The organism is Geomicrobium sp. JCM 19038 (assembly GCF_000698125.1).
Taxonomy (GTDB): domain Bacteria; phylum Bacillota; class Bacilli; order Bacillales; family Marinococcaceae; genus Geomicrobium_A.
In genome coordinates this window covers 56,232-73,966 of record NZ_BAXA01000010.1, presented here as the reverse complement: position 1 = coordinate 73,966, position 17,735 = coordinate 56,232, and the positions used below count along the sequence as shown (strand labels likewise).

23 protein-coding genes are annotated in these 17,735 nt (G+C 40.5%); 7 read left to right on the top strand and 16 right to left on the bottom strand.

The features are described 5' to 3' along the window. Positions 1 to 53 precede the first annotated feature (53 nt). Positions 54 to 260 carry a hypothetical protein gene (locus tag JCM19038_RS13300; RefSeq protein ID WP_042418818.1) on the bottom strand — a complete coding sequence of 69 codons (207 nt, stop codon included), beginning with the start codon at positions 258 to 260 and terminating at the stop codon, positions 54 to 56. A gap of 654 nt (positions 261 to 914) precedes the next feature. Between JCM19038_RS13300 and JCM19038_RS25535 the strand changes: the two genes are divergently transcribed. The 7 genes from JCM19038_RS25535 to JCM19038_RS13250 all read left to right on the top strand — a co-directional run bounded on the left by JCM19038_RS25535 (position 915) and on the right by JCM19038_RS13250 (position 5,103). After that, on the top strand, positions 915 to 1,139 hold the full coding sequence (locus JCM19038_RS25535; protein ID WP_373902993.1) for a helix-turn-helix domain-containing protein: 225 nt from the start codon (positions 915 to 917) through the stop codon (positions 1,137 to 1,139). Between the two features lie 233 nt (positions 1,140 to 1,372). Then, entirely contained in the window at positions 1,373 to 1,606 is a 234-nt protein-coding gene (locus JCM19038_RS13280) for a hypothetical protein (RefSeq protein WP_042418806.1), read from the top strand. Between the two features lie 66 nt (positions 1,607 to 1,672). Further along, the gene (locus JCM19038_RS13275; RefSeq protein ID WP_042418803.1) at positions 1,673 to 2,233 is read left to right on the top strand and encodes a hypothetical protein; all 561 of its coding nucleotides are present in this window, start codon (positions 1,673 to 1,675) and stop codon (positions 2,231 to 2,233) included. Positions 2,234 to 2,644: 411 nt separating this feature from the next. Further along, positions 2,645 to 3,412, top strand: a complete 768-nt coding sequence (locus tag JCM19038_RS13265; RefSeq protein WP_042418797.1) for a hypothetical protein — start codon at positions 2,645 to 2,647, stop codon at positions 3,410 to 3,412. A gap of 82 nt (positions 3,413 to 3,494) precedes the next feature. Next, a complete protein-coding gene (locus tag JCM19038_RS13260; protein WP_042418793.1) occupies positions 3,495 to 4,220 on the top strand; it encodes a hypothetical protein in 726 nt (241 codons plus the stop codon). Positions 4,221 to 4,427: 207 nt separating this feature from the next. Further along, positions 4,428 to 4,727, top strand: a complete 300-nt coding sequence (locus tag JCM19038_RS13255) for a hypothetical protein (RefSeq protein WP_042418792.1) — start codon at positions 4,428 to 4,430, stop codon at positions 4,725 to 4,727. Further along, positions 4,720 to 5,103, top strand: a complete 384-nt coding sequence (locus JCM19038_RS13250) for a type I-C CRISPR-associated protein Cas8c/Csd1 (protein ID WP_238554416.1) — start codon at positions 4,720 to 4,722, stop codon at positions 5,101 to 5,103. The genes JCM19038_RS13255 and JCM19038_RS13250 overlap by 8 nt, the downstream gene beginning before the upstream one ends. Positions 5,104 to 5,962: 859 nt before the next feature. Here JCM19038_RS13250 and JCM19038_RS13240 read toward each other — a convergent pair. The 15 genes from JCM19038_RS13240 to JCM19038_RS13175 form a co-directional block, all read right to left on the bottom strand. After that, a complete protein-coding gene (locus JCM19038_RS13240) occupies positions 5,963 to 6,196 on the bottom strand; it encodes a hypothetical protein (protein WP_042418789.1) in 234 nt (77 codons plus the stop codon). Between the two features lies 1 nt (position 6,197). After that, positions 6,198 to 7,019 (bottom strand): peptidoglycan recognition family protein, encoded by an 822-nt coding sequence (locus JCM19038_RS20995; RefSeq protein WP_052361646.1) that lies wholly within the window; start codon positions 7,017 to 7,019, stop codon positions 6,198 to 6,200. 18 nt (positions 7,020 to 7,037) lie between these two features. Then, complete coding sequence (locus tag JCM19038_RS13230) at positions 7,038 to 7,352, bottom strand: alanine-zipper protein (RefSeq protein WP_042418786.1); 315 nt, start codon at positions 7,350 to 7,352, stop codon at positions 7,038 to 7,040. Between the two features lie 4 nt (positions 7,353 to 7,356). Continuing rightward, the gene (locus JCM19038_RS13225) at positions 7,357 to 7,617 is read right to left on the bottom strand and encodes a hypothetical protein (RefSeq protein WP_042418781.1); all 261 of its coding nucleotides are present in this window, start codon (positions 7,615 to 7,617) and stop codon (positions 7,357 to 7,359) included. A gap of 5 nt (positions 7,618 to 7,622) precedes the next feature. Further along, positions 7,623 to 8,537: a hypothetical protein gene (locus tag JCM19038_RS13220; RefSeq protein ID WP_152549440.1), complete on the bottom strand. Its 915-nt coding sequence runs from the start codon at positions 8,535 to 8,537 to the stop codon at positions 7,623 to 7,625. A 301-nt stretch (positions 8,538 to 8,838) separates the two neighbouring features. Beyond that, positions 8,839 to 9,327 carry a hypothetical protein gene (locus JCM19038_RS13215; RefSeq protein ID WP_042418778.1) on the bottom strand — a complete coding sequence of 163 codons (489 nt, stop codon included), beginning with the start codon at positions 9,325 to 9,327 and terminating at the stop codon, positions 8,839 to 8,841. Positions 9,328 to 9,554: 227 nt separating this feature from the next. Then, positions 9,555 to 9,977 (bottom strand): hypothetical protein, encoded by a 423-nt coding sequence (locus JCM19038_RS13210; RefSeq protein ID WP_042418776.1) that lies wholly within the window; start codon positions 9,975 to 9,977, stop codon positions 9,555 to 9,557. Positions 9,978 to 10,012: 35 nt separating this feature from the next. Next, positions 10,013 to 10,168 carry a hypothetical protein gene (locus tag JCM19038_RS22905; RefSeq protein WP_193745130.1) on the bottom strand — a complete coding sequence of 52 codons (156 nt, stop codon included), beginning with the start codon at positions 10,166 to 10,168 and terminating at the stop codon, positions 10,013 to 10,015. Then, complete coding sequence (locus JCM19038_RS13205; RefSeq protein WP_042418773.1) at positions 10,168 to 10,566, bottom strand: hypothetical protein; 399 nt, start codon at positions 10,564 to 10,566, stop codon at positions 10,168 to 10,170. The genes JCM19038_RS22905 and JCM19038_RS13205 overlap by 1 nt, the downstream gene beginning before the upstream one ends. A gap of 12 nt (positions 10,567 to 10,578) precedes the next feature. Next, a complete protein-coding gene (locus tag JCM19038_RS13200) occupies positions 10,579 to 10,974 on the bottom strand; it encodes a hypothetical protein (protein ID WP_152549439.1) in 396 nt (131 codons plus the stop codon). Positions 10,975 to 11,135: 161 nt separating this feature from the next. Continuing rightward, positions 11,136 to 12,257, bottom strand: coding sequence for a hypothetical protein (locus JCM19038_RS20990; protein ID WP_052361642.1), 1,122 nt, complete (start codon positions 12,255 to 12,257; stop codon positions 11,136 to 11,138). 2 nt (positions 12,258 to 12,259) lie between these two features. Further along, positions 12,260 to 12,496, bottom strand: coding sequence for a hypothetical protein (locus tag JCM19038_RS13190; RefSeq protein ID WP_042418766.1), 237 nt, complete (start codon positions 12,494 to 12,496; stop codon positions 12,260 to 12,262). Further along, a complete protein-coding gene (locus JCM19038_RS13185; RefSeq protein ID WP_042418764.1) occupies positions 12,493 to 13,308 on the bottom strand; it encodes a hypothetical protein in 816 nt (271 codons plus the stop codon). Before JCM19038_RS13185 ends, JCM19038_RS13190 begins: the two co-directional genes overlap by 4 nt. Then, positions 13,281 to 14,189 carry a hypothetical protein gene (locus JCM19038_RS13180; RefSeq protein ID WP_042418762.1) on the bottom strand — a complete coding sequence of 303 codons (909 nt, stop codon included), beginning with the start codon at positions 14,187 to 14,189 and terminating at the stop codon, positions 13,281 to 13,283. Before JCM19038_RS13180 ends, JCM19038_RS13185 begins: the two co-directional genes overlap by 28 nt. Before the next feature lies 1 nt (position 14,190). Continuing rightward, positions 14,191 to 17,733 (bottom strand): hypothetical protein, encoded by a 3,543-nt coding sequence (locus tag JCM19038_RS13175; protein WP_042418759.1) that lies wholly within the window; start codon positions 17,731 to 17,733, stop codon positions 14,191 to 14,193. Between the last annotated feature and the right edge of the window lie 2 nt (positions 17,734 to 17,735).

The window sequence follows — 17,735 nt, the reverse complement described above, 5'->3', positions numbered from 1 at the left end:
ACCATTTTTCATCAGTAACCGTTTCAAACTGAGTAATTTATATGAATTTCATCTTAGTGATACGAACCCCACATATCTTCAATATGCTCAATCAACTTAACACGTTTCTCATAAGCTAAATCGTACTGCTTAAAAACATAAACACCGTCAGACACATTCACATTCACAGCTTTTCTAATGTCTTTTTCGGAGTATATTAATCGGACACTACCGTTATTGTCATCAACTTTGTTTAATTCCTGAATTGTTATATATTCCATTTGTAAACCCTCCATGTTAAATGTACTAACAATACTTTAACACGGAAACGCCTAACATTGTGAAAGTTCACAGAAATGAAAAATAATTATTACTCTTCTACAATTTGTATCTTGCATACTCTTTTCATATCGTTGGCCAAATAAAAAAGCCCTATCCCTCTCAGGATAAGGCTTTCTAGCTCTTAGTAAGAACTCATATACTGCTCGCGCTCCCACGGGTGCACTTGCGTGCGGAACATGTTTTACGATATCAAATACAATCATACACAACCCCTAACCCTTACAATACAGGGGTTTGGGGTTTACTCTTTTTCAGGATCTTTCAAACACCATTGAACATCTGTGGGTATTCTGTGGGTATTCTGTGGGTGCGCACTCAATCAACCGTCCTTCGAGTTAAAGAATAATTGTTCTAATTTATAACTATCTTTTTTCAAAAAATGCCTTAACCTTAATACCTCATGATAGAGAAAATCGACATTACCGTTCTCCTTCTCAAGATAAACATACGATTCTACACCTATGCATTTTGCGATCTCTTCCACACTTACATTGCTCTCCACCCTTGCCTCTTTTAATTTCTTGTACAAGTTAATTTCCCCCATTTATATTCCTACCCTACTCATCCAATATTTGCTATGATTTAGTTTGGAGGTGGGCAGTTTGATTAAGGCTGGCAAGTGCCTACTTCGTCAACGACTTGCTGAAGTCAGAATGACCCAGATCGATTTAGCTATAAAGTCGGGTAGGTCTGAGACTACAATTTCAGATCACATATCCGGACGCAAAGGTATGAGCAAGGAGACCATGTACTTGTACTCATACATAATAGGCTGTCACATGGAAGACCTATATGAATGGATCTGGGATGACGATTAAAAGTAGGTTAAATTGAGTAGCATTAATGCTACTCGCCAGCCAAAACTTCAACATATAGTGAACTTATCTGTATAAAATATTGAAATATATTAATCGTTTCTATTGTCACATATTTTAGCATATTACTAGAGTCTTTACTATTAAAAAATGGAATTATTGCTAATTTATGTGATCTATTGACTACAGAACGTTTGTTCTTATATAATATTTCATAGTATACAGGAGGTGCTCTTATGGAAGCAACTAGTCAAAAGCAATTAGAACAAGAATTTATACTTTGTGAAGCCATGGAGTATAATCTGCAAGTTGATTTGTTGTACCTTCAAGGCGATTCAATTATTGAAACAAAAGGCTTTTGTCACTATATAAATTATGAAACGAATACTTATCATTTTGTTACCTCTGACAATGGAGTTGCGTATGTATCTTTTAAGAGCACAATAGGAATTGAAATTATTGATCATTAAATTCACATGGAAAAAGTTACTACTTTTCATTATAATTGGAACTAAAGAATTACATGGAGGGGTTCAATGAGTAATAAATGGGTTAAGATCACTACTACTGTTGTTGGAGTCTTAGTCATTGGAACAGGGGCTTTTCTATTCGGTCAAACAGGAGCGAATACGGTCATAGGTGAAGAGCGTTATAATTATGATGAGTTAAGCGTTTTAAAAGGTGAACTAGAAGAAAAAATAGATAAGTATGAGCAAAGAAATGAAAGGCTTATCGAACGCAGGCAAAACCTACACCGTGATTTACGAGACATTAATACAGATATTGAGAATGCTCAAAATGATATGTCAGAGCTACTTGAAATGCAGGACAACAAAGAACAGATTGAAAAAGATTATGACTCTATGCAGTCTGACCTAGAGGATTTATCCAAAGATTTGTCAAAAACAGAGGAGTTACTGGCTAAAACTCAAGGGGATTTAAAAAAAGCTGAGAAAGAACCAATTACGTTAAGTGCGGGCACTTATATAGTAGGAACTGATATCGATCCTGGTCGCTACTTGTCATCTCCTATCGGACGAAGTGGGAACTTTTCTTCTCACGATACTAATGATCGCCTAACTTCACTGTTACGTTAGGCGGAACTCATGGAGAAAGTGAGTATGTGTTTTTTGCAGAAGAAAGCGATGTTATTCAACTTGGTACGTCTACGCAATTTGAGAAAATCGAGTAAACAAAAAAGCCCCACCCTTCATAGAGGTGGGGAAAGCGTGGCCACAAAACATATCAAACATACGCTCACCAATAAATATACAGAATATTTATTCTTTAGTCAACAAATTACATCCCTGCATTTTCTTCATCTCATCACCCCGTGGCTAAGTAAATTTATTCCCAGTCTGTTTAAAGAGTGGATTCCATCTTTTAATACTCAATTTTTATTATTATTTCTAATTCTATAAAATGGAAATTTAGCGTTGATTAATCCGCTTTTTAAGAATAATATTATATACATATTGCTGATTTCTTGATAAATGGGAGATGACATATTGAAACAATTAATGCTATGTTTACTTTTTATCATTTTAATTGGTTGCAATTCTCAAAATGGATCTTCTAATGAATATAACATGAACAACTTATCGCAAGTTGAAGACCCTTTATATGATGATGATGATGAGTTACCTCAACCCGATTGGATCGAGTTTCAAAATGACAACGCTAATCAGCAACAAACATTTATTAATGAAGATGAGTTGTCACAAGCTGAATGGTTGGAGCTGCAAGAGGACAATTTTAATAATGAGCAAAATACAGATGATTGTCCCGCTGTTTATTCAGAAAATGAATGTGAATCATTTCATGAGTATTACGAAAGCGGCGATGGACAAAATGAGCCTACCGAGTCAGTAAACCAAAAAAATTTAGGTGAATCAATTGTTGATCTTACAGGGGAGAAATATAAACAAATTAGCTATAGTCATAATGAAAATACTTCAGTAACTGCATTTGCGGAAGATTCATTTCTTCAAACATTGCCCTCTGGAAGCTTAATTGATAAGCGTACTAGTTTTTTAGGTAATTATATACACTCACATCCTTTAGATGCTTATTGGTCAAGATTCGCAATAAATGTATATAAACCAGTTGAAAATATAATGTATCAATACACCGTAGATGCCACAGTGGTAGTGGTAGATCCAAATGATTACTATATTGAAAATTTGGGACATAAATATACAATGATTATGCCTGATGAGGATAATATCAATTCTTACTATAATAATTGGACACTCGTGGATGATTTATACAGATAAAAAACGTTACTTCAATTAAAATTTTGATTATCTAAATCTACTCAGTGCCATCTGTAAAAAATTATATTGGAGAGTGAATACATTGAAGAAGTTATTCTTGTTAGGAGTGTCTATCATACTCTTAACTGGATGTCTTTCAAATGAAGAAGAAAGCTCATTAAGTAATTCACCTAAAGAAGACGTCACTAGTGGATTAGTAAGCGATAATAACAATGGAAATTATAGTGATATTGAAGTTTCCGAAGATTGTGCAGAGGTATACTCAGATGAAGAGTGCATTGCTTTTAGTGAATCTGTTAATAACGGACCTATTAATGAAGAGGCACGATTTCAAAGTCGGATTGGACTTGGCGAGCCTGTAGACTTCTCAAGAAGTACCGGTACAATCAGTTATGACTCTATTCCAATTCATCAGATGTTCTTTAGTGAATTGGGCGAAGTGTATATAGAAAAAATTGGAATTAGCATAGTGAATCCAACTGACGATGCTGAAAGAATAGGAATGTTAATTCCCAACGTAGATAATCTTTTCTTGTCGATACATTTCGAATACACAAATCATGATCCAAATCTCCACATACTTAACACTGCCCATACAAGATTAAGAGCATATGCTGAGGGCCAAATAATTCATGAGGCAATTGGTGAGACAGAATATTTAAATATAGTTTCTTTTGAAGAAACTGATGTTGCACAAGGAAATTTCGCCTATTCTATTCCACACGAACGTAGCCTGCCACCACAGATTGTAATTGATTTCGGCAATGTAGAAGCTGAGATAGATTTTGAGGCTGTACTGGATATTTAATAGGTCATACTACTAACGTCCACTCCAATGACAATCCTTAGGTTATAGTATTCTTTTGACACGTCCCATTACGGGGCGTGCTTTTTTATTTGTCGAATTATAATTTTCTGAATTTATTTACTAAAACACTTTACATGCGATACCGCACATGATATATTATTAACAAGAGATGCGATACCGCATACAAAACTTAAGGAGATGATTGTAATGATTAAAAGTTTAGAGGTAGCTCATAAGGAGTTCAATGAAACAATCGGTTCGGCTGTAGTGTACGTAGACTTTTCAAATAATGACGTCTGGTGCGATGCTCATGAGATTAAAGATTATCACGATGAGACAGTTGTTGCACTTGTTGGTAAAAACGACTTTCATTCCCCTAAACTTAAATACAGTCTCTCCACATTAAAAGAACTGGCTATCGCTAAAAAGAAAATGTATGATCAGGGCTACGATCGCCTTGAACTTGAAGATGATTACCACTTTGCGGAGATCCTCTACTATGGATAAGATCAGCAGAGAAGAATCATTCGGTAGACTACTGGCAATAGCAAATGTATTGGGGTGGCGGGTGTTTGATAAGCACCGCCCCTCCATCTCAGCTAAATATTCAACTCGATTAGCACAAAAACCTGCACATACGTTTAAGTTAATCCACGAGGAATTAATGCAGTACAGCTATAAATTTGGCGCCGATGAGATGTACCTTATGGACATGTTCGGTGAGGTTCTATCTGATATGGACTTTGAAGACTTTAATAATGAAAAATTGAGTGAAGAATACTTACTCCATAGAGGAAAAGAACAGAATTGGCTATTTAGAGTTATGAGCGCGGAAGAAGCTTCTGAGCATGGGGGCTTTCAGCAGGACATATTAAAAACTTAGCTGCAGACGGTAAGATTGTTGCACGTAAAGTCTCTAAGACGTGGTTGATTGATAAGTATCAACCTAACCCTAAGAAGCCTAAGAAGCCTAAAAAGCCAGATAATGAAGATGATTGATCTGACTGGTCATGTCTATGGTAGGTTGACTGTCATAAATGAAGCTGATCGCCGAGGCAATAAGCGATATTGGATCTGCCGTTGTGAATGTGACACAGAAACCGTTGTCCAGATGTCCCAATTACGTAACGGTAGGATCAAGTCTTGTGGTTGCTTAAGAGCAGAGCGTGCATCAGATACACATGCTTACAAGTTAGCAGACAAACAGTTCGGACGTCTTACAGCATTAGAGGTCGTAGATCGCCACCCCGAAAGAATGGTCAACATTTGGTCATGTGAGTGCAAATGCGGTAACACAATAACTGTTCGCGCGGACCATCTCGTACAGCAGGAAGTTCGTTCGTGCGGATGCCTTAAAAAAGATCAAGACACGATAAATATGACTGAGGCTTTGCAATCTAGATATGTAGATGGAGCAGCGACTCACCTTCTCACGCAAAAGCTCCGAGAAAACTCTACCAGTGGACATAAGGGAGTTATCTGGGCGAAACGTGAAGCAAAATGGCATGCACGTATAACAATTAAGGGCAGACGAATACATTTAGGATATTTTGACGATTTGGACAGCGCGATAATAGCGCGAAAGGATGCGGAAGACAAGTATTTCCAACCGTATTTAGAGGGTAAAGAATAAAAAGACCCCGTCTACTAATAGGCGGGGCAATCGCTCGACCGTACGAGCAAATGATGGATCTTAATTATAGCACTTATTACCCATTTAGATAATACCTAAGATATAGAAACTATTTCCATTCCTCTTCGTGTACTTCTAATGTCTTCGCCTGACGTTTAGCTTTAGGAGTTGTGTACTTATTGCTGTAGATCGTGTACACAACAAACACAATCGCTAGCGTTTGAGCTAATACATCCAACCATCCCTCATCGATCACAATCCCGAACTGTGCATCTAAGACCAAAAAAAGAGCACCTGCTAACCCTAGCACGTACTGACTGAGATATTTAAGTTGTTCGTTCATTTTAATACCCTCCTGCTTTAATAATTTCTAACAAGCGAGACAACACTGTTGCCATCTGAGCACGGCTAATCGGCTTATTAGGATTGACCCCGTTAAACACTGTTGTGCCGTCAGGCGTTTTTAATTTCTGCATCTCTTTCCATCCCGGCATGTGTGTAGCTGGTACAGTCTTTGATGGCTCTGCTAACAATCCTTTTGCCAATACCCCCATTGCATCACTTGCGGTTAAATCATCATTCTTATACGCTTCCTGCTCGTTACTATTCCCGTAGCGGTTAAGAATCGTTTCAAATCGCTCTTTACCTGACGCCCATTGGAAATCTCCTGCCTTCACGTAAATCGCCTCTTTTTCTTTTGGTCCATACACAATTGACTTCACTTCTTCTTGTTGAGCAATGAGTCGCTTAAATCGCGCCCACGGGAAGTTGCGACCAGGGCAATTCGTCTGTCCTACATCGCTATGACGGATTACATCATTTGCGGTTAAACCGTGTTGACTCATGAGCTTGCGTACTTCTTGTACAAAGCGCAAAAATAGCTCTTCGTCAATATGCTCCACATCGTAATTTCCCTCCACACAAACGCCCAACGAATCGCTGTTGTTATCGGCAGCATGTGCACCTACATGAAGTCCTCGAAGCTCATAATACCGGTGGTTCTTTTGTAAATAGTAATTGTATCCAGCCCCTGACCACCCTTGATTGCGGTGTTGATTGTGGATTTGCAGATAAGAGTAGTTACGTGCAGCAGGGTGATGGATGATGATGCGTCTGACATTACGGATGCGTGTGAGACTGCCCCACCTTAAATTGGGTTTGATCATTGTTTGTCACCTCCTTGTTTAGTTACCGTAAAACGTAATCAGGATTGGAACGACTGAAATAATCAACGCTGCTACGGATATAACCGTACCGATGATAAACCTACGGTTGTTATACTCTTGCTTTTTATGTTTATAAAACTCAGTCTCAGCACGTTCAGCAAGATCAAAGGCGTCATTCGCCCTTTCCATCGCACGATCTGCTTTATCTTTCGCATCATCTGCATTTGACTCAATCTTTTTCAATAGCTCGAGCATGTGATTTTGTGTTGTATCAATCTTCGTTAACCACTCACGTACTTCTGCGATCATTTTCTGTGTATCCTGCTCATTCAATTACCTACACCACCTTACCCTGAACCACGTATTTACCCCTCACTCCTACCCTTGCTAGTTGTACACGATCACCATTACTCGGTGAGTAATGCTCCAGTCGTTTGTATGGCCCGACTGCATCACCTCCATCATCAAACCTCACCATGACACCGTTATTGTTAAAGCTTGTGACCGTTGCCATGACGTTTGTTTGTGGCTCACGTTTGTTACGACCGCCGTTAATCGCCCGTCTAATTTCAGCACGTATGATTGTCATTAACTCCATAGCTATCACATCCTTATAATCTGTTTAACGGTATGTGTCATCATCGCACCAGCACTTAACGGCATCTGCCAGCCCGTCTCTTGGAACCTTGCATTAATACCTAACGGATCATGCCTAACGGTAAACACATCGTTGTAAGAGTGATGAGGCATGAGCGCCGTATTAAATTGCATCTCGGTAAAAATCTGACTGTCCTCGAAGGCCTGCTTTTGTACAATTCCTTGTAACGATGCTAAGTCCACCGCATCCACATCAATGTAACTTGTCTTTTTACGTCCACGGTTAGGAATGGATGTCGGACTGTCGGGGTTTGTATTTTGATACGTATAGGTCAACGGCACACGGTCAGGCTCAGAGACGATGCCGACCCACTCGTTAGGTATATCAAACGTATCTTCCGTAACCGTTGCACCCTCTCCAATGACAGATAGTTGATCCGTTTCGTACGTATATTCACTACCCCGTTGATCCGGATTACGGTGTGGACGAGAGATAAAGTAACCGTACTCGTCCACATAAACTGGATCGTAATTGATGATACGTAGTAGATCATTGACCACCTCTAAGCGAGACACGTCGGGAGACCAATCCATCCAAGTTGGAAAACGTACATCGGATCGCTCTAGGTTAATCTTACTGATCCCCGCATCGGTCATGATCTTACGTACAACATCCGTCACCAGCTCGTTTTGATTAGCTATAAACCGTGACGTAAACCCGTCATCCACAAGGATTTGTAACTTATCAAACGCCGCGATGTTACGGTAACGATTAGATCCTTGATACTCTCTCTGAGGTGTGGACAAAAGAAAAACGCCAAGTGGAAACTCGGCGTAACCTGACTGCTGCGGATCCAGTCGCTCTTTATTTTGTTCGGTTGTTTGAACAGTTGATAAAAATGAAGTATCTCGGTTAATCACTCGCCCTGTGGAATAAAAATACGCACCCAAGGTTGGATGCGTTCTTTAAGATAATTTATCTCTCCAGTATCTTTCAAACGAAAAGAGCCTGTCCGATGAATCTCTGCATTTGTATCAAGAGACACTTGCGACTGATCAGCAACCACAAGTGGTGTAGCGTCACCGATTCGATTGTCGTTTTCGTCTAGGATGTCGTAACGGAATTTTATTGTACGACTGCCGTACTTACCGTGGAGTACGTTACGGACTTGTTCTGATGTAAAGCCGTTTCTGTTTAAGTTTTGGATGGTGGATCACCTCGTTAACTTTTAACTTCTTCATTAAACATTCTCATTAAACTCTCCATATGATCTTTGAATCCGTATCTACCCATTTGATGGTGTCTACCATCATACGTCTCTGGAACACTGTTATAAAAAGATTTCTTAGGTACTATTAAAAACTTACCTTTCATTCTCACAATTAACCTTGCCTCATCGCTTAACTCTTCTACCCCGTACATGTTTTCATCCCATGCACTGCGATGAACATATTCTAGAGGTGCAATCTCACATAATTCCTCGTGCATAACATCCTGTGTACCATCATAGTCATACACATCTGTTGGTTCAATTTGACCGCATTCTAAATAAAAGTAAGACCATTGATATTCTTCACCCTCAAAATGTTGGAAAGACAGCTTATCCGGTTTAACTATATAAGTGGAGCCATCGAATATCAGCTCTAAACAATTTGTTTCAAGAGAATCTTTAGCTCCTTCAATATCGAGCCCTCCACTCTCTGGAAACATTGTATGGTTAGATGCCTGTGCTCACCAATAAATTTTAATACATTTTTTATTTGTTCACGTTCTACCCATTCATAGGTAGTAGGAATATCACCTTCAAATAATTCAGAAAGCATCGCAAACCAATTCTCGTCATTTCTGTTAATTCGGTCTAATATTTTTCCCATCAAAAACCCCTCCTTTATTTATAGGTAAATCATACCATTACATAAGAGAGGGTTAAACAACTACTATTCATTAACCTTATGAATCTTTATAATTCTGTCCCACATCGTAGGCGTAAATACCTCTTTAATGTGAGCATCTATTCCATGCAACAACTGATAGATCGTATCTAACTGCTCTGTGAGATACCCGTTGATCTTTACCAGCTCATCATAACTCGGCTCATCGTGGACGGGTTGTACTTCAGGGCGATCAATCATTAACTCAAGGATCTCTTCAAGCAACCCCGCAACAACTGGATCTTGTCGTCCTTGCTGATATAGTTGACTTAATTCCTGCAAAGCATGAACTGCTTGCTGATCCTTAACATGCAAACCATCCCGATCACCTCGGGACGGCTCGTAATCTTGTGTTGCTTCATTATAATGCTGTGGCAGAGTTTCGCCGTATTGGTTCTTTTGTAATTCTTTAGTATAAGGACTAGACATTGTATCACCTCATTTAAGACATAAAAAATACGCCTCTATTGATTGGCGTTTGCGTCCATAAGCTCGACTAGCTCGTTATATTCAGCCTGTGTAATTCGGTTTCCCAGAAGAAACAAATCTAATTTCATCATCATATCTTCTAATTCAAAATTCCCTGCTTTAATAACTCGGTAACATGTAGAGTATGTCATTATTCATTCCCCATTTCTAATAGTAATGTTCTAAATTCTAAATCCAAAAGGTACTCGTCTTGTTTCGATTGAGATTCGTTTAATGCTTTATTTACCTGCTTAAGTTCCAAAAATAATAACGGATGATCATCTTGTTCAGGAAAAATACCTGTCTTAACATAATCCTCAATCATATGTCCGTAATGTTCTGGGAGATGCTTAACATGCTCTAATCTTCGACACTGCTCATCCGTATAATCAGCATCTTTAATATCGATGAGCTCAAAATGTTCCCATCGTTCTTCAAAATCTCTGAAATATTGTTCCGACTCTTGGCGTGGTTCTTTAATTTCTTCTCCATGATCTTTATAACGCACAATATGAGGCATCAAACGCCAGCCTCTGTAGTAATAAATCATGTCAAAACCCCTTTACTGTATGAGTTCAAGTACAGGTGCCCATCCGCGTGTCGTATCCGCAACCGACGGCGCGCCCCAACCCGAGTCCGACACGCCGCCGCGACCACGGTAGATGCGAGAGCCTATAACTGACCCAAGCGTTTCTTGGCACAACACGTACGAGCCATTACCATGAGTTTGGTGCGTCACTAAATCAACGTCCGTAAAACCAATACCCCAATCTGGTATGCCCGACTCCACATATGCAGGGTATGACCAATTGCCTGACCGCACTTGATCGTGTATCGGCAACATAAGTCTATTCCACTCACTTCCGTGAGCCCCTCGATCACTATCTTGGTTTTTGCTCGGATCAGTTATTGCCCCTCGCATTAACCGCACTCGATACTGTTTACCGTCCTTAGTCACAGTTCGCCCTCCACTGCCACCATATACACAATTTGCGCTATTAATTGCGTTCCAACTAATCGAGTGTCGGAATGCCTTAATAGGTCGAAACAATATCTTGCCTTCATACGCAAATTTTAACCAATCTGTATCACTGTGCTGCAAAGTCCCTTGCGATATACCTACCGCCGTTGCCAATTGCGCCCTGTCCATAACTCCGTTGCTGGTACAATCCCGAAATAGCCAGCGTCCATTGTTCCCGCGATTAAAAAACGCGCTCCAGGGGACCCACTGTTATCATCGTAGTTGATAAAGTCCGTGTTACGCCATCCTACCCCATCGTAAAATTGCAAATTACCAGACTGAGAATTAATCCTAAAATCTGATAGTTGACTAATACCATGATCATGAGCTGACGGGGTAAACGTATTAGGTACATCCGTTAAATCGTTGTAACTTGTAACCCCACCACTAAAATCACCTTCAAGTTTCTGACGTTGCTCTGCAGTGAGATGCGTATTATCGTTTTTGTGAGCATAGAAATCTGTTGCCGAAACCTTTCTATTTACATTTCCAATCAATTCTCGCTGTTCCGCCGTCAAATGCGTAACGTCTCCCACATGGCTGTCAAATTCTTGCTTAGTCGCCTGCTTAACATTATCAACACTACCCAATCCCACTTGCGTCTTAGTGACTTGATTAGGATTGTCTCTACGCTCCATATAGCTGTTTAACATTACAGATAAAGCTTTCAATTCTTCGTTATTCGCTTTATTTACAACATCAGCGATTTGTTGTCTTTGTGCGTCAGTTAAATGAGATTCATCTCCCACATGCTCATCATACTCAGTCTGTGGTACAAAGCCGTAATCTTTATCACCATCAGTCGGGTCAACCACAATCGCTTTGATCGGATGCTCACTATAATCCACAGGCCATCGCCCTTGTATAAAATTCATAATGCCTGAGAGTGAAGGAACAGGATTGTTTACATCGATGATCGATTGTAATTTAGTTAGCTCATCTATTTTTGTGGAATCGTTTACCTGTTGAGTCTCAGGTATACTTTCCAATTGATTTTTTATATCCCCCAGTATCCCTGCAACAACTTCATCCGACCCATCGTCTTGATTTTCGATGGTTGACTTCAATTCTTGTAATTTACTTACGAGCTTCTGATCGTGGACGTTTTGACCATTTTGATCACCTTTACTAAACGACCACTGTTTTGATTGCTCATTATAATACTGCGGTGCCGTCTCACCGTTTGATTTCTTCAAATTCTTATCTTCAGGTTTAGTCATTCTCACACCTCCTCATCGTAGTAAACACTTTGAATTGTTAAGGGAATTTCATTCCCCCAGAACACATCCGTTTCAGATATCGTCTGAATAATGCCATACATCTTACGACCGTATTTATCACGGTAGAGAAACGCTTTCTGTCGGTGGATTAGATCAAGTAATTTCTGTTTTCGATCCATCGAACGCTCTTGAATAACCACATTAATCATTTCCTCATGTTGAGAAGCAAAATCCATCATCCGCCTGAACGTCCTTCAAAAAACATCATTTCACCAAGATAGGTACGTTCACGTGTGCGACCGGGTTGAAACGTTTTGAAGTGTATCATTGATCGTTGCGGATCGTCAGGATCGTGTAGCCATATTCCCGTTAATTTTAAAGGATCTGGTGCATGAAACGTATCCGTGTACGTACCATTATCTGCATGACAGCGCACACGGTATTCATAAACTTTATTGCTAGCTAAAGCATAGTCTCTGTAGTCAAACTCAGCAGGCATACCTTCTAAAATCATTATCCAGCGACTATCCGATTCTCGCCGAAAAACTTCATTATAAATAATGTCTGGCTCCGTACCCGTGGATCCAAACGGTACAACTTGTATAAATACACTAGCATTTGCCGAGTCAGGGATAATGTCAATTCGCACATTCGGCGGTTCGGTATAATCAATATAAATTGTGGTGATACCATACCCCGACCACGCGCCACTTTCGTTTCTTACGGATACGTGGAGTTCGTAGTACGTATCGTTTGAAAGATCATATTCGATTTCAAGCGTCTGTTCTTGGGTATTTCTTGTGACACTCCACAGTTCCTCACCGTTCTCACTAAACAAGATAAATTCATAAGCCGTTTGATTACTAACTTCCCAAGACACAACAGGGTTTGCGATTGGATAACTACTGTCGGTTGTAAATATAGGTGTGTTAGGATAATTATCAATATCAAACTGAGCAGTGTTTGACCAATCGCTTATGACACCTCCGCTCGATTTAGTTCGGACTTGCCATTCAATATAACCTATATCAAAGTACCCTGCCGTGAACATACGGTTTGTGGTGCTCGTGTTTTCAGAGACAGTGTTCCAAATATCTTCTCCAACATAACGCCATCGGAGATCATACCCGGTTTGAGCCAAATCATAGTTATGATTCCAAGACAATATAATACGAGAAGCAACGTCCGTCCTTGAACCATTATTCGGCTGTAAGTTAGATGGATTTCTAACCTCGCGACATATTCAATTTCAATACGCACGTTCGATCGACCATTATTGCCAGTAGGATTGAATTCAAATCCGTTCGACCCCGGTAACAACGAATCTACCGCTAAACTACGACTAATTGTGTCCCCGTCGTTAATCGTACCCGTGTAAGCACCGAGTGTTGAACCATTCATTATGATCCTTGGATTACGAAGATCGCCACGGTATGTCACGGTGACCTCTGTACGTGCGTACAAACTTCGTTGCCCTTGTAAAGCTAATTGATTGAACGTAGCGTTCGGACGCGCATTTACTCTTATCCCATTCGTGCTAGCGTTTGTGGATTCTAAATTGGTCGCTATCGCAGTTCCGTATTGAGAAGGTAATAAAGTTTGTGATCGACCGGATCTACCCGCCGATGCTCCACTTCCGATGTGAAATAATTCAGCCATGTGGCTTACACTAACTTCTAGCACATCAGAAGTTGTATATGGAGAAGGTAGTATCTGATGGATAAACAAACTTGTTGTCCACCCCGTGGACGCAATATCATTACTTACGATAGGACCCGTACGATTACTAATACGCTCCGCACTATTTTCACTCGTCGATACTCCCTCATAAAAAATAGTGGCACGCTTAATATTCGCACCACTACGGACAGTGAAATTCCTGCTATCTCCTCTACGAAGGTTCTCAAAATTAAACACATCCACATTACTCATATCACTTCACCCCTTTCTTATGCGCCGTCTTAACCTCGCCCGTGAATCGATCAATCACCGTGTAATAAACTTGATCACCGTCAATATTTACAGGCACAATAATATCCCCACTCGGCACCGACTGGGTTTGTTGTTTGCTTAAGTTTTCAATTGCTTTCGTTAATGAGTCATCAATCTGTGGAATACTAACTGCACCAATCCCTGCAATCCCCGGTGCGTTATCAAGGTCAACGTTTTGCGTACGAGACATGACGCCCATCGGTTGAATATCCTCAGCCACACTTGCAACGGATGCTGCGCCTACTTCTGCCTGAGCACTTTGTGCAGATCTTGCCGCTGCTGCAACTCGTGATGCCATCGCTCTTACTTCGCCAAGTCTACGTTCAAGCTGACCAAGTAAACCATCAACTACTTCGTCACCCATGTTAACGCCAATCTTTAAATACTCATCCGTGTACTCATCAAGCTCATTTAAAATTTCTTCGTGGTTACGCATGTGTTGATTTAATTCTGCGTTACCTAAATCACGAATCGCCTGTAACCAAGTAGCATTCGCTTGTTCTTGTGTCATCTTCCCTTGCTCAACGGACTTAGCTAACTGCTCTTGCAACTGCTTAAATTTCATCTGTTGCATCTCGATCTCACGACGATGAGCTTCTTGCTCTTCTTGGTGACGAGACTGCATAGCACGGTGCCACATCGCACGGTCTGCTTCATACGCTTCCATGTCTGCTTTACGTTTTTCTTCTAGATGAATGCGTTGCAAATTACGTTGTTCAAGGTAAGCTTCTTCTTGATCTTTAATCGTCTGTACCTGTTCATCGGTTTCATCTTTAATGCGTTCCTTCTGATCGTTGAGACGGTCAATCTTATCTTGGTCTGCCCACTGCTGTCTGATCTTCGCTTTGTCGGCTTCAAACTTTTCCATCTCACGTTTGACCGCTTCAACATCTTGTTCGTTCCCCGCAAACTCAGCAATTTCGAGACGGCGTTGTAATGCTTTTTCATCCTCTTCCCATTGCTTGATCTGCTCATCCCGACTATCCGCTTGCTGTCTTCCACGAATCGCATCAATCTCTTCATCAATCGCAGCTAAACGAGCATCACGCACTTGGTTAATCTGATTAATTTGATCAGACACCATGTCACGGTGTGCTTGCGTCTGAGCGTCAAACGATTTAAGAGCAGCGTCCATTTGTTCTTTCATACGTGCAGCGTGATTTTGCGTAACACGTTGATGATTATCCTCACGAGCCTTATGCTGTTGTTGCATGATGGACGTTTCATGGGACATTACGTCTTGATAAAGTGATAGATCATTACTTGCAAAACCACTAAACAATTGAGATGCAGACTGCAAGGCATCCTCGTATGCTTTTTGTAACTCTTCTGCTTTGCGTTTGGTTTCTTCGAGTGATTCTTGAGCTTTACGTGCAGCTTCATCAATTGTTCGTTGAGCTTCAGTAGCTAACGTATTGTTATAATCAATCGCTTCTTTTTGCAGGTTCTTCAAAGCGACCGTTGCTTGTGAGATTAATTCGTTGTAATCTGACGAGTTTAACTCTCCTCGTCTACGAGCTCGCTCAATCGCATTTACAATCGACTCTTGTTCCTTAATACGGTTGTTGTATTCTTGCTGTTTACGCTCTTGCTTGTGGGCAAGTTGTAATTGCAATTCTTTCGAACGGGCAATCTCTTTCTCGGTTGCCCCTGCACGAGTGAGATAATTAATTTCAGATTGTAGGAGATTAATATCCGCTGCTCGAATTGCTCTAATCCGTTCAACGCTATTACCTTCATTCATCTTATTGACTGCTTCGTTCATGAGTTGGACAGCTGTTTTATTGAGATTGTCCTCTTCATCCTTAAGACCTTTAATAACTCCGCGGATCAAATCCTGCCCTACTTCTTTTCGACCTCTTCGAGATGGTGAGTATATTTCAAGTTCTTTCTTCATAGCCTTCATCATGTTATCCGCAAGATTGATCGCTTCAAGCTCAACATCTCTACTGGATTGAGCAATACCCAGCTGGATACCCGCACCAATCTCCCGACCAATTGAAGTAAATCCATTGTTAGATCCTAAAGACATTGATCCAATATTACTGTTTAAAGAGGACATAGCCGATAATGCTTGGCGTTGACTAGATGCAGCCATGTTGCTAAGCATGCGCATTGATTCAGCATGCGTGTGAACTTTGTATCCTTTGGGTTTGTCGTAAAACCCAGCTGTAAGAACGTCTAGCTTTCCGTTCTTCTCGCCAAATTCCCACCCTGCTTCGCCCGCGAGCATCATACCGCCGGGATGATTATTTGTGCCATCAGCGTTAGTAGGTATTCCTGGTCTACGTCTCGTATTTACTTGTGATGAGATCGACTCTCGAACATTGACATATTTAGTTACTGTCCGTGATGCCCGTTCATCAAGTGAAGCAATTGTACCGTTGTCATCAACATCGACAGCTTTATCGATATCCTTTTCTAGCTCACGGTTCATATCTTCCGCATCGCCTTTACCATCTCTGATACGGCGATTCAGACCTTCTTGAACGGTTGTTCCTGTTTTAATGCCTCGTTCCCACAAATTTATCTTTTCTCTAAGTTGGTCAGCAGCATCTTCAGACCTTGCCAGTTCAGCAGTATGCTCAGATTGCATGCCTGTACTCTCATGAATCTTAGTACGTATACCTTCCAACTCTGCAATCTGTTGATCGTATCCTGCTACACCTTCCTGAATTAAACCATTACGATGATCTTCAGCAGTTGCATTTTCTAATAGTTCACCCTTAGCAGTCTCCAACTTCTCAATTTCCTGATCTAAAGCATCAAGACCGCCTTCTCTTACAGAATTAAGGTCAGCCTGTGCCAAATACTGATCGGCAAGAAGCATTAATGTTTCTTCTTCTTTCCCTATCTTTTCTTGGTTAAGATTGAGTTGATCGACCAGTTCGCTTTTTTGATCTTGTAAAACGTTAAATTGTTCATGCAAACCATTGTTTAATATGTCTGCCCAAAAAGAACGTTCTGCAGCTGCGGCAGTGGCTTCTTCCTCTGAAGAGTGAACACTGTTCATAATCTTTTCTTGCTCTTTAATTTTCCCGTTAACCAAGTTAATGAGTTCTTGGCGTTTGGACTCATCTTGAAGAGCTTCCTGTGAAAACTCTTTTCTAAGCTCTAATGTTCGATTTTGATCTTCTTCAATTTGTGCAATTTCACGGCTAAGATCACGGTTTGCTTCTTTTAAAATGGCTTGGTTTTCTAATGCTTCAATTGCTGCATTCTCAAGCTCCATAATGGACATTTCTCTCAAAGCAGCAATGTGTTCTCTCACAGCATCGGTATTCTCAATAACAGCATTACCTTGTTCGTTGTATGCGTTGACCATATCAGGTGTCTGTTCGATAATGCCGTTATTAACCTCTATTAATTCTCGAATCTGCTCTTCTGTCAGACCGCTTTCCTCTGCAAGCTTTGCATACTCGTCCTTAAGTTCGGCAACCCTTGCTGGGTTTTGGGTTTGAGCTAATTCAGACTCAATGTCCATTA

Bases quoted from the DNA above. Each gene is read 5' to 3' on its own strand.
- JCM19038_RS13255 (WP_042418792.1), top strand. From the start codon at position 4,428: ATGATTAAAAGTTTAGAGGTAGCTCATAAGGAGTTCAATGAAACAATC.
- JCM19038_RS13280 (WP_042418806.1), top strand. From the start codon at position 1,373: ATGGAAGCAACTAGTCAAAAGCAATTAGAACAAGAATTTATACTTTGT.
- JCM19038_RS20995 (WP_052361646.1), bottom strand. From the start codon at position 7,019: ATGATCAAACCCAATTTAAGGTGGGGCAGTCTCACACGCATCCGTAAT.
- JCM19038_RS13190 (WP_042418766.1), bottom strand. From the start codon at position 12,496: ATGATGGATTTTGCTTCTCAACATGAGGAAATGATTAATGTGGTTATT.
- JCM19038_RS13225 (WP_042418781.1), bottom strand. From the start codon at position 7,617: ATGGAGTTAATGACAATCATACGTGCTGAAATTAGACGGGCGATTAAC.
- JCM19038_RS13175 (WP_042418759.1), bottom strand. From the start codon at position 17,733: ATGGACATTGAGTCTGAATTAGCTCAAACCCAAAACCCAGCAAGGGTT.
- JCM19038_RS20990 (WP_052361642.1), bottom strand. From the start codon at position 12,257: ATGACTAAACCTGAAGATAAGAATTTGAAGAAATCAAACGGTGAGACG.
- JCM19038_RS13185 (WP_042418764.1), bottom strand. From the start codon at position 13,308: ATGTTCACGGCAGGGTACTTTGATATAGGTTATATTGAATGGCAAGTC.
- JCM19038_RS13240 (WP_042418789.1), bottom strand. From the start codon at position 6,196: ATGAACGAACAACTTAAATATCTCAGTCAGTACGTGCTAGGGTTAGCA.
- JCM19038_RS13205 (WP_042418773.1), bottom strand. From the start codon at position 10,566: ATGATTTATTACTACAGAGGCTGGCGTTTGATGCCTCATATTGTGCGT.
- JCM19038_RS13210 (WP_042418776.1), bottom strand. From the start codon at position 9,977: ATGTCTAGTCCTTATACTAAAGAATTACAAAAGAACCAATACGGCGAA.
- JCM19038_RS13300 (WP_042418818.1), bottom strand. From the start codon at position 260: ATGGAATATATAACAATTCAGGAATTAAACAAAGTTGATGACAATAAC.
- JCM19038_RS13250 (WP_238554416.1), top strand. From the start codon at position 4,720: ATGGATAAGATCAGCAGAGAAGAATCATTCGGTAGACTACTGGCAATA.
- JCM19038_RS13180 (WP_042418762.1), bottom strand. From the start codon at position 14,189: ATGAGTAATGTGGATGTGTTTAATTTTGAGAACCTTCGTAGAGGAGAT.
- JCM19038_RS13215 (WP_042418778.1), bottom strand. From the start codon at position 9,327: ATGTTTCCAGAGAGTGGAGGGCTCGATATTGAAGGAGCTAAAGATTCT.
- JCM19038_RS13275 (WP_042418803.1), top strand. From the start codon at position 1,673: ATGAGTAATAAATGGGTTAAGATCACTACTACTGTTGTTGGAGTCTTA.
- JCM19038_RS22905 (WP_193745130.1), bottom strand. From the start codon at position 10,168: ATGACATACTCTACATGTTACCGAGTTATTAAAGCAGGGAATTTTGAA.